Genomic DNA, 12,324 nt, shown 5'->3' on the forward strand with positions numbered 1-12,324 from the left:
GCCGCGGTCACCGGCGCGACAGTCCCGGCTGCTGCGCCGGACCGCACCGGCGGCACCGGCGATGCCCGGGGTGCCGGCGGTGCGGTCCGGACGGCCGACAACGGGCGGGCACCGGTCGGCGACCGCGGCGTGCGCTCTCGCCGCGGTCCGTGCCGCCCGACCGTCGTCGGCACCGGCGGTGAGCACGCACGGTGCGACGGGGAGACGACGGGACCGAGCCCGGCCGCGAGGACCCGTGCCGGGCTCCCGGTGATCGGGCCGGGCGCCACAGCGGGCGCCGCACCGGTCGAGAACCACCGTGGTCGCGGCGGGGGGACTGGCAGGCCGTCCGTTCCGTGGGCTCTGCTGGTCCGTCGGTGCGCCCCGGACCACGGGACCGACGCGTCCGGCGACCTCCGCCGCTCTCGGCGCCGGAGGTCGCCCCGTGCGCCCCGTGGCGGGCTGCTGCGGCACGGGCCTGCGGGGCGCACACGACGAGGCCCCGCACGGAACCTTCCGTGCGGGGCCTCGTCGGTCCGGGCGGGGACCGTCAGCGGACGAGCTCCTTGTCCGGGGAGCCGGCCGTGACGGCCTCGTGGTGGTGGTGGGCCGCCTCGAGCTCGGCGGGGGTCACCGGCGCCACCCGGTCCTCGAAGAACCAGCGGCTCATGCGGCCGCGGAGCTTCTCGGCGCCGGTGATCTTGCCCTTGCCGTTGGGCTGGGCCGGGATGACCTGCCGGTCCTGGTAGTCCACCAGGCGGTAGCGCTTGTACTCGTCCAGCGGCTCGTGCACCTCGATGAACTCGCCGTGCGGCAGCTGCTGGACCCGGCCCGTCTCGCGGCCGTGCAGCACGATCTCGCGGTCCTTGCGCTGCAGGGCCAGGCAGATGCGCCGGGTGATGACGAACCCGAGGATCGGGGCGAGGAAGTACGCCGCGCGCAGCCAGTAGATGACGTCGTTGAGCGAGACCCGGAAGTGGGTCGCGATGAGGTCACCGGAGGCGGCGACGAGGTGGACCACGTAGAACAGCACGCCGGCCACACCGACCGCGGTGCGGAACGGGGCGTTGCGCGGGCGGTCGAGGATGTGGTGCTCCTTGTTGTCCTTCGTCACCCACCGCTCGATCCACGGCCACAGGGCGAGGGCGGCGAACAGCAGGCCCAGCGGGACCATCGGCAGGAGCACGTTCATGGGGATGGACATCCCCAGCAGCTGCCACTCCCAGTTCCACGGCCAGGTGCCGGGCATCAGGCGGACGGCGCCGTCGGTGAAGCCCATGTACCAGTCGGGCTGCGAACCGGCCTGCACGGGGGAGGGATCGTAGGGACCGTAGTTCCAGATGGCGTTGATGGTGGTCGTGCCGGCCATCAGGGCCATGATCCCGAAGACCACGAAGAAGAACCCGCCGGCCTTGGCGGCGTAGACGGGCCCGACCGGGAAGCCGACGACGTTGTCCTCGGTGCGGCCGGGGCCGGGGAACTGGGTGTGCTTGTGCACGACGACCATGAACAGGTGGATCACGATCAGCATCAGGATCACGGCCGGGATGAGCAGCACGTGGATGATGTACAGGCGCCCGATGATGTCGTGGCCGGGGAACTCGCCGCCGAACAGGAACATCGACAGGTAGGCGCCCACGAGCGGGATGGCCTTCAGGATCGCGTCGGCGATGCGCAGGCCGTTGCCGGAGAGCACGTCGTCGGGGAGGGAGTAGCCGGAGAAGCCGGCGACGATGGCGAGCAGGAAGAGGCCCACGCCCACGACCCAGTTCAGCTCGCGCGGGCGGCGGAACGCGCCGGTGAAGAACACGCGGAGCATGTGCACGGACACGGCCATGGCGAAGACCAGGGCGGACCAGTGGTGCAGCTGGCGCAGGAAGAGCCCGCCGCGGATGTCGAAGGAGATGTCGAGCGCGGAGGCGTAGGCCGCCGACATCTCGACGCCCTGCATGGGCACGTACGAGCCCTCGTACTCCAGGGCCGCCATCGAGGGGTCGAACCACAGGGCGAGGAACGTGCCGGAGAGCAGCAGGATGACGAAGGTGTACAGGGCCACCTCGCCGAACATGAAGGACCAGTGGTCCGGGAAGATCTTGCGCCCGAACTCCTTGACGATCGGCGACATGCCCACACGCGTGTCGACGAAGTTCGCGATCCGACCGGTGCCGGTGCGCGGCTTGTACTCGTAATCGGTGGTCGTGGACATCAGTTTGCCTCACCCTGCATTTCTTCGACATGGGTACCGCGCTGCGAGTAGGTGGGGCCGACGGGCTCCGTGAAGTCGCTGCGGGCGACGAGGTAGCCCTCGGCGTCCACGGTGATCGGCAGCTGCGGGAGGGGACGTGCCGCCGGCCCGAAGATGACCTCGCACTCGTTGGTGAGGTCGAACGTGGACTGGTGGCAGGGGCACAGCAGGTGGTGGGTCTGCTGCTCGTAGAGCGCCACCGGGCAGCCGACGTGGGTGCACACCTTCGAGTAGGCGAAGATGCCGTCGACGTTCCAGTCCTGGCGCTCGGGGGAGACGTTGACCGAGTCCGGGTCGAGGCGCATGAGCAGGACCACGGCCTTCGCCTTCTCGTCCAGGTAGCCCTCGTTGTGGCCGATCTGGGCGAGGTTCTCGGGCACGACGTGGAAGGTGGAGCCGAGGGTGACGTCCGAGGCCTTGATGGGGGTGCCGGAGGGGTCGCGCACGAGCCGGACGCCCTCGTCCCACAGCGTGTGCTTGAGGACGTCGAGGTCGGTGGGGCCGAGGTCCTTGAGCAGTCCGATGAAGGGCAGCGGGGCGACCACGGCGGCGCCGATCAGGGTGTTGCGCAGCAGCGGGCGGCGCTTGATCCCGGACTCGTCGTAGATGGTGGTGAGGATCTCCTGCGCGTCGGCGCGCTGCTCCTCGGTGCGCACCGCGTGCCGGCTCTCGACGAGCTCGTGGTCCGGCATGAGGGTGCGGGCCCAGTGGACGACGCCGATGCCGATGCCGAACATGCCCAGGGCGATGCCCAGGCCCAGCAGCAGGTTCTGCACCTGGAGGGCGCGGGAGCCGGAGGGGTCCGTGACGTCGTACTTGGGGGCGCCGTCGATCTGGATGCCGAAGTAGCCGACGAAGAACAGGACGGAGCCCAGGACGGAGATCAGGAACAGCAGGACGACCTGCCGCTCGGCACGCTTGGCCGCCCTCTCGTCGATGTCGGTCAGACGGGGGCGGTGCGGGGGCAGCCCGGGATCGGGAAAACGCTCCATCTCCGTGGTGCCCGTGGTGGCAACGGTTCCCGACTGGTGGGGAGTGCCGTCACTGTGGCTTCCCATGTGGTCCCTCATTCTTCTTCTCTTGGTGCAGGTGATCGTAGCTTCGGGGTCCGACAACGAGGTCGGTGCCCGGCGTCAGGCCGAACGCGAGGTGAGCCAGACGGTGAAACCGATGATGACGACGAGGCCGACGGTCCAGACGAACAGGCCCTCGGACACGGGGCCCAGCGAGCCGAGGCCGAAGCCGCCGACCTGCGGGCTCTGCTCGAGGGTCTTCAGGTACGTGATGACGTCCCGCTTCTCCTCGGGAGTGATGTTGGCGTCGTTGAACACGGGCATGTTCTGCGGCCCCGTCTGCATGGCCTCGTAGATGTGCTTCTCGGAGACGTCCATCAGGGACGGGGCGTACTTGCCGCGGGTCAGGGCGCCGCCGGCGCCGGCGGCGTTGTGGCACATGGCGCAGTTGGCGAGGAACACCTTGGCGCCGTTGGCGGCGTTGCCCTCGGCGACGTCGAGGTACTGCTCCTCCGGGAGGGCGGGGCCGGGGCCGAGGGTCGCGACGTAGCCCGCCATCTGCTGGATCTCCTCCTCGGAGAACTGCACGGGCTTCTTCTCGGCCTGCGGGCCGTTGGCCTGCATGGGCATGCGGCCGGTGCCCACCTGGAAGTCGACGGCGGCGGCGCCCACGCCCACGAGCGAGGGACCGGAGGGAGTGCCGGTGCCCTCGAGCCCGTGGCAGGTGGAGCAGTTCGCGATGAAGAGCTTCTCGCCCTCCTCGATGTCCTGCGCGGTGTAGGTCTGGGTCTGGGCCTTGGCCTCATTGGTGGTGGTGGCGACTGCGTACAGCCCACCGCTGAGGAGCAGGGCCAGGACCATCAGTGCGAGGACTGCGAGGGGGTGGCGCCGCTGTTGCGAGAGTGCCTTCACGTCAAACGTTCCTTTTACTCGGTGCTGCGTTGGTTGTTTCGGTGCGTCCCCGGGACGTGGGGTCTAGCGCAGGAAGTAGACCACCAGGAAGAGGACGATCCAGACGACGTCCACGAAGTGCCAGTAGTAGGAGACCACGATCGCCGAGGTGGCCTCGAAGTGGCCGAAGCGCTTGGCGATGAAGGCGCGCCCCATGATGAACAGGAACGCGATGAGGCCCGCGGTCACGTGCAGGGCGTGGAAACCCGTCGTGATGTAGAACGCGGAGCCGTAGGCGTGGGCCGGGATGCTGATGCCGTGGGAGACCAGCTCGGCGTACTCGAAGGCCTGCACCGCCACGAAGATCGCGCCCATGATGAAGGTCAGCGCGAACCACTCGATCATGCCCCACCTGGTGATCTGGAACAGCCCGCCGCTGCGGCGCGGCTGGAGCCGCTCCGCGGCGAAGACGCCGAACTGGCAGGTCACCGAGCTGAGGACCAGCACGATCGTGTTGGCGAGCGCCAGCGGCACGTTGAGCTTGGCGGACTCGGTCGCCCACAGCTCCGGGGAGGTGGAGCGGAGGGTGAAGTACATGGCGAAGAGGCCGGCGAAGAACATCAGCTCCGAGGCGAGCCACACGATGGTGCCCACGGAGGTGAGGTTGGGTCGGTTGATCGACCCGCCTACCGGCTTGGCTGGGGTATGGGTTGCAGTCGTCACAGAGACATTATGTCGACAAAACTCCCGGTGGACCAACCACGGCCGGGATCGGGCGGTTCGCGTGTCACCGGCCCGGACGGAGGGCGCCGCCGAGGGGTCCGCGCAGGTCCGCGGGCGGGCGCCGGAGCCCGTGCGGGACGGGGCCCGGGGTGTGAGAACGGCGACATCCGGACGGGCGCCGGCGGGCACGGGCCCGGCGGGGGAGCCGGCGGCCGGAGGATACGATCGGGGCGTGAACACGACGACTCCTCCCACGGCACCGCACTTCGAGTGGCCCGATCTGATCACCGCGCTGATCTCGGGCACGGACCTCACGCGCGAGCAGGCCCACTGGGCCATGGACACGATCATGTCGGGGGAGGTTCCCGACGCGGTGATCGCCGGGTTCCTGGTGGCGCTGCGGGCCAAGGGGGAGACGGTCGAGGAGCTGACGGGCCTGGCCGACGCCATGGTCGAGCACGCCCGCCCGGTGGACATCCCCGGTCCGGCGCTGGACATCGTCGGCACCGGCGGCGACCGGCACTCGAGCGTGAACATCTCCACGATGTCGGCGCTCGTGTGCGCGGGCGCGGGTGCGAAGGTGGTCAAGCACGGCAACCGCGCGTCCTCGTCGAAGTCCGGCTCCGCCGATGTGCTGGAGGCGCTGGGGGTCCGTCTCGACCTGCCCGTCGCGAAGGTCGAGTCCGCGGCGCAGGACGTGGGCATCACCTTCCTGTTCGCGCAGACCTTCCACCCGTCCATGCGCTTCGCGGCCGCGGCCCGCAAGCAGCTGCGCGTGGCCACGGCCTTCAACTTCCTCGGGCCCCTCACGAACCCCGCACGCGTCGAGGCCTCCGCGATCGGGGTGGCCGACCGCGCCCTGGCCCCGCTGATCGCCGGCGTCTTCGCCGCCCGCGGCGACCGGGCCCTGGTCTTCCGCGGCGGCGACGGCCTGGACGAGCTGACGGTCACGGGACCCTCGGAGGTCTGGGAGGTGCGCGACGGCACGGTCGCCGAGCACCGGCTCGACCCGCTCGACCTCGGCATGCCGCGGGCCACCCTCGAGGACCTGCGCGGCCAGGACGCCGCCTACAACGCCCGCGTCGTCGAGCGCGTGCTCGCGGGGGAGCACGGCCACGTGCGCGACGCCGTGCTGCTCAACGCCGCGGCCGGGCTCGTGGCGCTGGATCCCGCCGCGGAGGGCTCCCTGCAGGAGCGGATGGCGGCGGCCGTGCGCCGGGCCGAGGAGTCCGTCGACTCCGGGGCCGCCCGGGCCGTGCTGGACCGCTGGATCGCCCACAGCCGCTCCTGACCCCGCGCGCTGCCCGGCGCGGACGGCACGGGACCCCGGACCACAGTGGTCCGGGGTCCCGTGCCGTCCGCCCCTGCGGGGCGGTCGGGTACTCACTCGATGCCGAGCGAGAACGCGGCGTCGAGGTCGTGACGGCTGTAGGTGCGGAAGGCGATGTTCGTGTTGGTCCCCACCACGCCCTCGACCTTCGAGAGCCGGTCGGCGATGACGTCCGCGAGGTCCTCGTGCTCGTGCACGCGCACGATCGCGATGAGGTCCCACTCGCCGGTCACGGAGTAGACCTCGCTGATGCCGGGGATGTCCGAGATCTCCTCGGCGACCTCCGGGATCCGGTCTGCGGTGGTCTTGACGAGGACGATGGCGGTGAGCATGGGCACCTCTTTCGGGTCGGGGCGGGCCGCCGGGGCACCGGCGGAGGAGGGAGGGGGGGCGGTCAGCCGCCCCGGCGGACGCGGGTGAGCAGCCGGACCGCGAGACGGGTGCCCAGCAGGAGCGTCCCGAGCACGCCGAGGGTGACGAGGACGAAGCTGGGCGCGGTGCCCTGACCGGTCAGCGCTCGCAGGACCATCCCGGCCGCGACGGTCGTCGCCCACAGGGCCACGCCCTGCGGCCACGGCGCGAAGGGGGCCCGGGGGAGCCGCCACGCGACCCAGCCCAGGGCGAGGCCGGCGAGGAACGGCCAGGCGGTCTCGAGCACGCCCAGCGGGTCGAGGGCGTGGGCGCGGCGGCCGAGGGCCGCGAAGAGCAGCACGACGGCGACGTCGAGGACGGCCGCCACGGGCCAGGCCGGGGTGCGAGGCCGGGATGCGGCCGGCGCCGCACGCGGGAAGTCGTCGAGGGGCGTGTGCATGCTGGCAGTCTAGCCGCGCGGCACGCGACGACGACGGATCAGCGCCAACCGTCAACTCTCGGTCGAGGGTTGAAGAAAAAGTCTCAAGCATCCTGCGGGAGTCGAATCCGGTGCGACGTGCAGGAGAAGTCCGTGGCGACGGACCCTCGGGTGCTGCGGGCACGTTGGCGGTCGGGTTCCGCCACCGGGAGATCCTGCGGGCCGACCCGGAGCGGGCGAGGGTGGCGGCGGCGTCACCCGACAGCGCGTTCACCGGTGGAGGCGGGGCCTGGTACAAAACGGGCGCGGGCGCCGCCCGGGGGACCTCGTCGCCGGCTCGACTTTACATAATGTAGATTATCGGCGTTGTGGAGAGGAGGCCGGAGCGGCCCTCGGAAGCCGCGTCCCGCGCTGCCCGCAGCCGTCCGCCCCGTGCCGTGCGCCGCGGACGACTGCACGACGGCCCCGGGCGTCGGCCCGCCGGCCGGACGGGCCGGCAACGGATCACCGGGCCGCGGTCCGTGCGCCGAGCCCGCCCGTCGCCACCCGGTGGCGTGCTCGCGCGCACCGGGGCGCTCCGTACCGCGGTCGGGTCCGTCCGGCGCCGGTTCCCGTCGCCGGGAGGCAGCGCACCGGCGCGGAGCCCGGCCGCCGCCGGTGCACGCCGGCGCGTGCGGGCCCGTGCCGGCGACCGGCACGGCGGGCCCCCCCCCCGAGTCCCCGGCCGTCGACGCCGCGCCGTGCCGGTCGCGCTCCGGCACATGGGCACGCTTCCACGCAGGTGCGCCGCGGCACGGCTGCTCCGTCGCACCGGTGCGCAGCCACACCGGCCGCCCCGGGCGGTTCCGCACGGCCGGGGGCGCTCCTCCACCGGGGCCGGCCCGGGAGCACGTGCTCCCGGGCGGACCGGGAGCGCCCCGGAGCGTCGTCGTTGCTTGACCTTCCTCCCGGCCCCGGGTCCGGCCCCGCGGGGACGGCGCGGTCGTTCCACCCCCGGCACGGACGCCGTGGCGGGGCCTGTGAACCGATGTTGCGCGCTCCCCCGCCGTTGGCTGTGGCCACTTGTGGGGGTCCTCGGCCTCCCGGGCGGTCCCGGGCCGTCGGTGCGTCCTACGCTCGCTGTGGCCGCCGGTGGTGTGCACCGGCAAAGGAACGTCCAGGGGGGAACACCGTGGGAGCACAGTTCAGGAGCAGCACGTCGGGACGAGGAGGCCGCCGGCTGGTGACGCCGGTGCTGGGGCTGTCCGTGCTGGTCCTGTCCGGGTGCGGCCAGGACGGCGGGGCGGCCGCGGACGCACCCCCGGCCACCGCGTCGGGCTCCGTGGCCCTGGCCCCCTCGCACGGTGGTCTGAGCGGCGGCAACCTCGTCCTGGCGGACACCGGCGGGGACACGAAGGACCCGGTCACGGCGCGGTTCGGCGAGGCCGAGGTGGAGTGCACGTGGGACGAGCGCTCGTCCCGGCACGCCTGCACGGCCCCCGCCCACCAGAGCCCCGGGACGGTGGAGGTCTCCTTCTCCGCCGGGGGCGCCGAGGTCGGCGAGAAGACCTCCTACACCTACACCACGCCGGGCACCCAGGACGTGCCCCTGCTGCGGGTGGACACCGAGACGGTCCGCAGCAACGCCGAGGCGATCCGCGCCGACTACCCCATGGGCCTGCAGCTGGGCGCCGTGCTGAAGAACGGCGAGCCCGTCGGGGTCTTCGGCAAGGTCATCGAGGAGGCCGCCGACGTCGACTACGTCTTCGTCCCGAAGCTCGAGGACGCCATCAGCCTGCGCGAGGCCGGGGTCGAGGCGAAGATCGCCGTGCTCTACGCCGCGGAGGTCGAGGACATCCCGCTGCTGGTGCACTACGACGTCGAGGTGCCGGCCACGGACCCCGCCTGGGTCGAGGCCGCGGAGCAGGTGCTCGCGACCACCGGCGGGACGCTGCGGACCCACGTGTGGGTCGACACGGGCATGGGGCGCGAGGGCGTCGTGCCCGAGGAGGCGCTGCCGCTGGCCCGGGCGGTCGAGGACGCCGAGCACCTCGAGCTCGCGGGCATCGCGACCCACTTCTCGACCATCACGGCCGAGGACGGTGCCGCCATCGAGCGCAACGACACCGCGAACACCACCGTCGCCCAGAAGAACCGCTTCGACGAGGCGGTGGCCTCCATCCGCGACGCCGGGCTGGGCGAGAACGCCCTGATCCACGCGGGCGCCAGCGACGTACTCGCCGAGGAGATCGAGCCGCTGTACTACGACCTGCTGCGCGTGGGCGGGATGTTCTTCGCCAGCAGCCCGCCCGAGACCCGGCTCTACTCGTGGACCACGGAGCTCACCCAGGTCAAGACGCTGCCCGAGGGCTGGTGCATCGACTACGGCTGCACCGAGCCGACCACCGCCCCGCAGAGGGTCGGGATCGTCAACCACATCCCGTCCCGGGAGAACGAGCTGACGTACACGGTCGGCGGCAAGCAGGTCCCGGTGCTGCTCGACCACGGCACGGTCGTGACCCTCGACCTGTCCGAGGTGCCGGAGGCGGCCGCCGGCGACGAGGTGCAGATCGACTTCAGCGCGGAGGCCTTCCACCTGCTCGACGCCACGGCGCCGGTGCCCGTGACGACCACGAACGGCTGAGCGCGACCGGTCCCGGGTCGCCGGTGCGCGGCGGCGCTCCCGCGTGGCGCGGATTCAGCAGTCCGCGGCCGCCCGGGGCGCGTCCCGGCCCTCGACGTCGTGGTCGAGCACGTGGTCGGCGTGGAAGCTGCGGGCCAGCTCGCGCGTGCGAGCGGCCTGGCGCGCCGAGGTCCCGGGCCGGACGGTGAGGTCCACGTAGACCACGGGCCGGCCGTAGTGGGCCTCCAGGCGCGCGCGCAGCCGCTCGGCCCGCCGGTCACCGGGGCCGCACTCCCCCGTGCCGAGCAGCACCACGGCCCGCTCGACGTCGGGCTCGGCGGCGAGCCAGCGGGTCATGACGGAGGGCAGCCGCGACCGGAGCACGGACAGCCCGAGCACGGCGGTCGCGCTGCCCGCGAGCCAGGCGCCCGCGGCGGAGACCGCCACCGAGGTCAGGGGTCGCATCCGGTGCCTCCTTCCGTTCCGGCCGGACGTCGAGCGGTGCGGGCACCGGCCGCGCCCGGTGGACGGTGACCCCACAGTAGAGATCTCAACGCGGGCACGACAGCCGCTATTCCGGGGACGCCGCGCCGCTGCGGGACCCTGTCGGTGGTCTGCGGCACAATGGGAGGACGGGTCCGGACGAGCTGGAGGGCGGGATCGGCATGTGGGAGTGGCTGGCGGAGAACGCCTGGCTGTTCTGGCTGATCGCCGTGGTCGTCCTGGCGGCGGTCGAGCTGCTGACCCTGGACTTCCTATTCCTCATGATGGCCACGGCCGCCCTGCTGGCCTTCGGTCTCAGCTGGGTCGCGGACAGCTTCGTGCTCCAGGTCGTGGCCTTCGCGGTGACCTCGGTGCTGCTGATCTTCCTCGTGCGACCGGTCGCGCTGCGCCGGCTCAACCGCTCCACCCCGGACACCGCCTCCAACACCGAGCGCCTGATCGGGCTGCCCTGTCAGGTCCTCGAGGCCGTGACCGACCGCGGCGGCCTGGTCCGGCTCGAGGGCGAGAGCTGGAGCGCCCGCTCGGTGACCGGTGAGCCGCTGCCGGCCGGCTCCGACGCCTGGGTCCACGACATCGAGGGCGCCACCGCCCTCGTCGCCCCGTACCCCGCCGCGGCCGCCGACGGCCGCCCCGCCCCGCGCCCGTCCTACTGACGTCCCGCCTACCTCGTCCCGACCCGACCACCCGCACCTCCGGCGCCCGGTCCGCACCGGCACCGCCGCACCCGGACCCGGGGCCCACCCGGCCGCCGGCCCGCACCACCGCCGACCCCGGCCCACCGCCGAGAAGGAGTTCCCGTGGACCTCGCCGTGATCGTCCTGCTCGCCCTGCTGGTCGTCCTGGCGGTGATCGTGCTGGTCCGCTCGGTGCGGATCATCCCCCAGGCCCGCGCCGGCGTGGTCGAGCGCCTGGGCAAGTACCGCACCACGCTCACCCCCGGCCTGCACTTCCTCGTGCCCTTCGTCGACCGCCTCCTGCCGCTGATCGACCTGCGCGAGCAGGTGCAGTCCTTCCCGGCCCAGTCCGTGATCACCGAGGACAACCTCGTGGTCGGGATCGACACGGTCGTCTACTTCCAGGTCACCGACCCGCGGGCGGCGACCTACGAGATCGTCGACTACATCCAGGCCGTGGACCAGCTGACCTCGGCGACGCTGCGCAACGTCGTGGGCGGGCTGAACCTCGAGGAGGCCCTGACCTCCCGCGACCAGATCAACGCCGAGCTGCGCGGGGTGCTGGACTCGACGACGGGCCGGTGGGGCATCCGCGTCTCGCGCGTGGACATCAAGGAGATCACTCCCCCGCCCTCCATCCAGGACTCCATGGAGAAGCAGATGCGCGCCGAGCGGGACCGCCGCGCGGCGATCCTCACGGCGGAGGGCGACAAGCAGGCGAGCATCCTCACGGCCGAGGGCGAGCGGCAGGCGGCGATCCTCTCCGCGGAGGGCGACGCGAAGGCCGCGATCCTGCGCGCCGACGGCGAGGCGCAGGCCATCCGCAAGGTCTTCGACTCGATCCACCGGGCCCGGCCCACGCAGAAGCTGCTGGCCTACCAGTACATCCAGACGCTGCCGAAGGTCGCCGAGGGCAGCGCCAACAAGGTGTGGATGATCCCTGCGGAACTGGGCGACGCCCTGCGCGGGGTCGGGGAGTTCCTCTCCCGCCCCGATGCGGACGCCGGCGGGCCCGACGAGGACGGCCCCGCCGGGGAGCCCGAGCCCGAGGACGTCCCGGCGGACGAGCCGATCGTGGAGCCCGTCGAGGTCCGGGTCACCGACGAGGACCTGCGCCCCGACCTCGAGCGCACCACGGTCGACCCGGACGCCTTCACGGTCCCCGGCCCCTCGAGCATCGACCCCGACGCCCCCGTGGTGCTCGAGGACCCCGGGCCCGGGCGCCCGGCGGCCGAAGAGGAGCCCGGGAACGGCGTGCCGGGCGCCGGGGCACCGGGTGTCCGGCAGACCGGTCCCGGACGGTAGGACCCAGCACGGCTGGACGGGCACGGCTGGACCCCGGCGCGGCGTGCGGAGCCGCGTGCCGGGGTCCGGTCGCGCGGCTCCGGACCGCCGGACCGGAGCCGCGCGGCGGATCGGCACCGGTCCGGCCTGCGGCCGGGCGCCCCGGTCGGGCCCCGACCGGCACCGACCGGGGCGCCCGGGGAACATCCGCGCCTGCTCCCGCGTTGCACTGTCCGGACCCCGGCCGCGCGCCGGCCGCCGGAGCGCCGGCGCAGGGCACGCCCCGCGG

General features: G+C 72.8%; 11 protein-coding genes. 4 read left to right on the top strand and 7 right to left on the bottom strand.

Annotated features, from left to right (window positions below; genetic code table 11):
• Positions 1 to 529: 529 nt before the first annotated feature.
• The 4 genes from LQU92_RS00905 to LQU92_RS00920 all read right to left on the bottom strand — a co-directional run bounded on the left by LQU92_RS00905 (position 530) and on the right by LQU92_RS00920 (position 4,851).
• The gene (locus LQU92_RS00905; protein WP_101852274.1) at positions 530 to 2,185 is read right to left on the bottom strand and encodes a ubiquinol-cytochrome c reductase cytochrome b subunit; all 1,656 of its coding nucleotides are present in this window, start codon (positions 2,183 to 2,185) and stop codon (positions 530 to 532) included.
• Positions 2,185 to 3,282, bottom strand: a complete 1,098-nt coding sequence (locus LQU92_RS00910; RefSeq protein WP_230659868.1) for a ubiquinol-cytochrome c reductase iron-sulfur subunit — start codon at positions 3,280 to 3,282, stop codon at positions 2,185 to 2,187. Before LQU92_RS00910 ends, LQU92_RS00905 begins: the two co-directional genes overlap by 1 nt.
• A 75-nt stretch (positions 3,283 to 3,357) precedes the next feature.
• On the bottom strand, positions 3,358 to 4,149 hold the full coding sequence (locus LQU92_RS00915) for a c-type cytochrome (RefSeq protein ID WP_058858872.1): 792 nt from the start codon (positions 4,147 to 4,149) through the stop codon (positions 3,358 to 3,360).
• A 63-nt stretch (positions 4,150 to 4,212) separates the two neighbouring features.
• Positions 4,213 to 4,851: a heme-copper oxidase subunit III gene (locus LQU92_RS00920; protein WP_230659871.1), complete on the bottom strand. Its 639-nt coding sequence runs from the start codon at positions 4,849 to 4,851 to the stop codon at positions 4,213 to 4,215.
• Positions 4,852 to 5,083: 232 nt separating this feature from the next.
• Here LQU92_RS00920 and trpD point away from each other — a divergent pair, with 232 nt between their 5' ends.
• On the top strand, positions 5,084 to 6,142 hold the full coding sequence (trpD, locus tag LQU92_RS00925; RefSeq protein WP_230659874.1) for an anthranilate phosphoribosyltransferase: 1,059 nt from the start codon (positions 5,084 to 5,086) through the stop codon (positions 6,140 to 6,142).
• 92 nt (positions 6,143 to 6,234) lie between these two features.
• Here trpD and LQU92_RS00930 read toward each other — a convergent pair whose 3' ends face one another.
• Together LQU92_RS00930 and LQU92_RS00935 are read right to left on the bottom strand one after the other, a co-directional pair.
• On the bottom strand, positions 6,235 to 6,513 hold the full coding sequence (locus LQU92_RS00930; RefSeq protein ID WP_058858870.1) for an Lrp/AsnC family transcriptional regulator: 279 nt from the start codon (positions 6,511 to 6,513) through the stop codon (positions 6,235 to 6,237).
• Positions 6,514 to 6,575: 62 nt separating this feature from the next.
• Positions 6,576 to 6,992 (bottom strand): DUF3054 domain-containing protein, encoded by a 417-nt coding sequence (locus LQU92_RS00935; RefSeq protein WP_230659877.1) that lies wholly within the window; start codon positions 6,990 to 6,992, stop codon positions 6,576 to 6,578.
• 1,201 nt (positions 6,993 to 8,193) lie between these two features.
• On the opposite strand from LQU92_RS00935, the gene LQU92_RS00940 reads away from it, so the two are divergent.
• Complete coding sequence (locus tag LQU92_RS00940) at positions 8,194 to 9,594, top strand: alanine racemase (RefSeq protein WP_230659880.1); 1,401 nt, start codon at positions 8,194 to 8,196, stop codon at positions 9,592 to 9,594.
• A 54-nt stretch (positions 9,595 to 9,648) separates the two neighbouring features.
• Here the strand turns inward: LQU92_RS00940 and LQU92_RS00945 are convergent, their stop codons facing one another.
• Complete coding sequence (locus LQU92_RS00945; protein ID WP_058858864.1) at positions 9,649 to 10,038, bottom strand: hypothetical protein; 390 nt, start codon at positions 10,036 to 10,038, stop codon at positions 9,649 to 9,651.
• Between the two features lie 200 nt (positions 10,039 to 10,238).
• Between LQU92_RS00945 and LQU92_RS00950 the strand changes: the two genes are divergently transcribed.
• Positions 10,239 to 10,730, top strand: a complete 492-nt coding sequence (locus LQU92_RS00950) for an NfeD family protein (RefSeq protein ID WP_101852281.1) — start codon at positions 10,239 to 10,241, stop codon at positions 10,728 to 10,730.
• A gap of 144 nt (positions 10,731 to 10,874) precedes the next feature.
• The gene (locus LQU92_RS00955) at positions 10,875 to 12,056 is read left to right on the top strand and encodes an SPFH domain-containing protein (RefSeq protein WP_230659883.1); all 1,182 of its coding nucleotides are present in this window, start codon (positions 10,875 to 10,877) and stop codon (positions 12,054 to 12,056) included.
• The last annotated feature ends 268 nt before the right edge of the window (positions 12,057 to 12,324 follow it).

The organism is Kocuria sp. LUK (assembly GCF_021012935.1).
Taxonomy (GTDB): Bacteria; Actinomycetota; Actinomycetes; order Actinomycetales; family Micrococcaceae; genus Kocuria; species Kocuria flava.

Bases quoted from the DNA above. Each gene is read 5' to 3' on its own strand.
- LQU92_RS00905 (WP_101852274.1), bottom strand. From the start codon at position 2,185: ATGTCCACGACCACCGATTACGAGTACAAGCCGCGCACCGGCACCGGT.
- LQU92_RS00910 (WP_230659868.1), bottom strand. From the start codon at position 3,282: ATGGGAAGCCACAGTGACGGCACTCCCCACCAGTCGGGAACCGTTGCC.
- LQU92_RS00930 (WP_058858870.1), bottom strand. From the start codon at position 6,513: ATGCTCACCGCCATCGTCCTCGTCAAGACCACCGCAGACCGGATCCCG.
- LQU92_RS00935 (WP_230659877.1), bottom strand. From the start codon at position 6,992: ATGCACACGCCCCTCGACGACTTCCCGCGTGCGGCGCCGGCCGCATCC.
- LQU92_RS00945 (WP_058858864.1), bottom strand. From the start codon at position 10,038: ATGCGACCCCTGACCTCGGTGGCGGTCTCCGCCGCGGGCGCCTGGCTC.
- LQU92_RS00950 (WP_101852281.1), top strand. From the start codon at position 10,239: ATGTGGGAGTGGCTGGCGGAGAACGCCTGGCTGTTCTGGCTGATCGCC.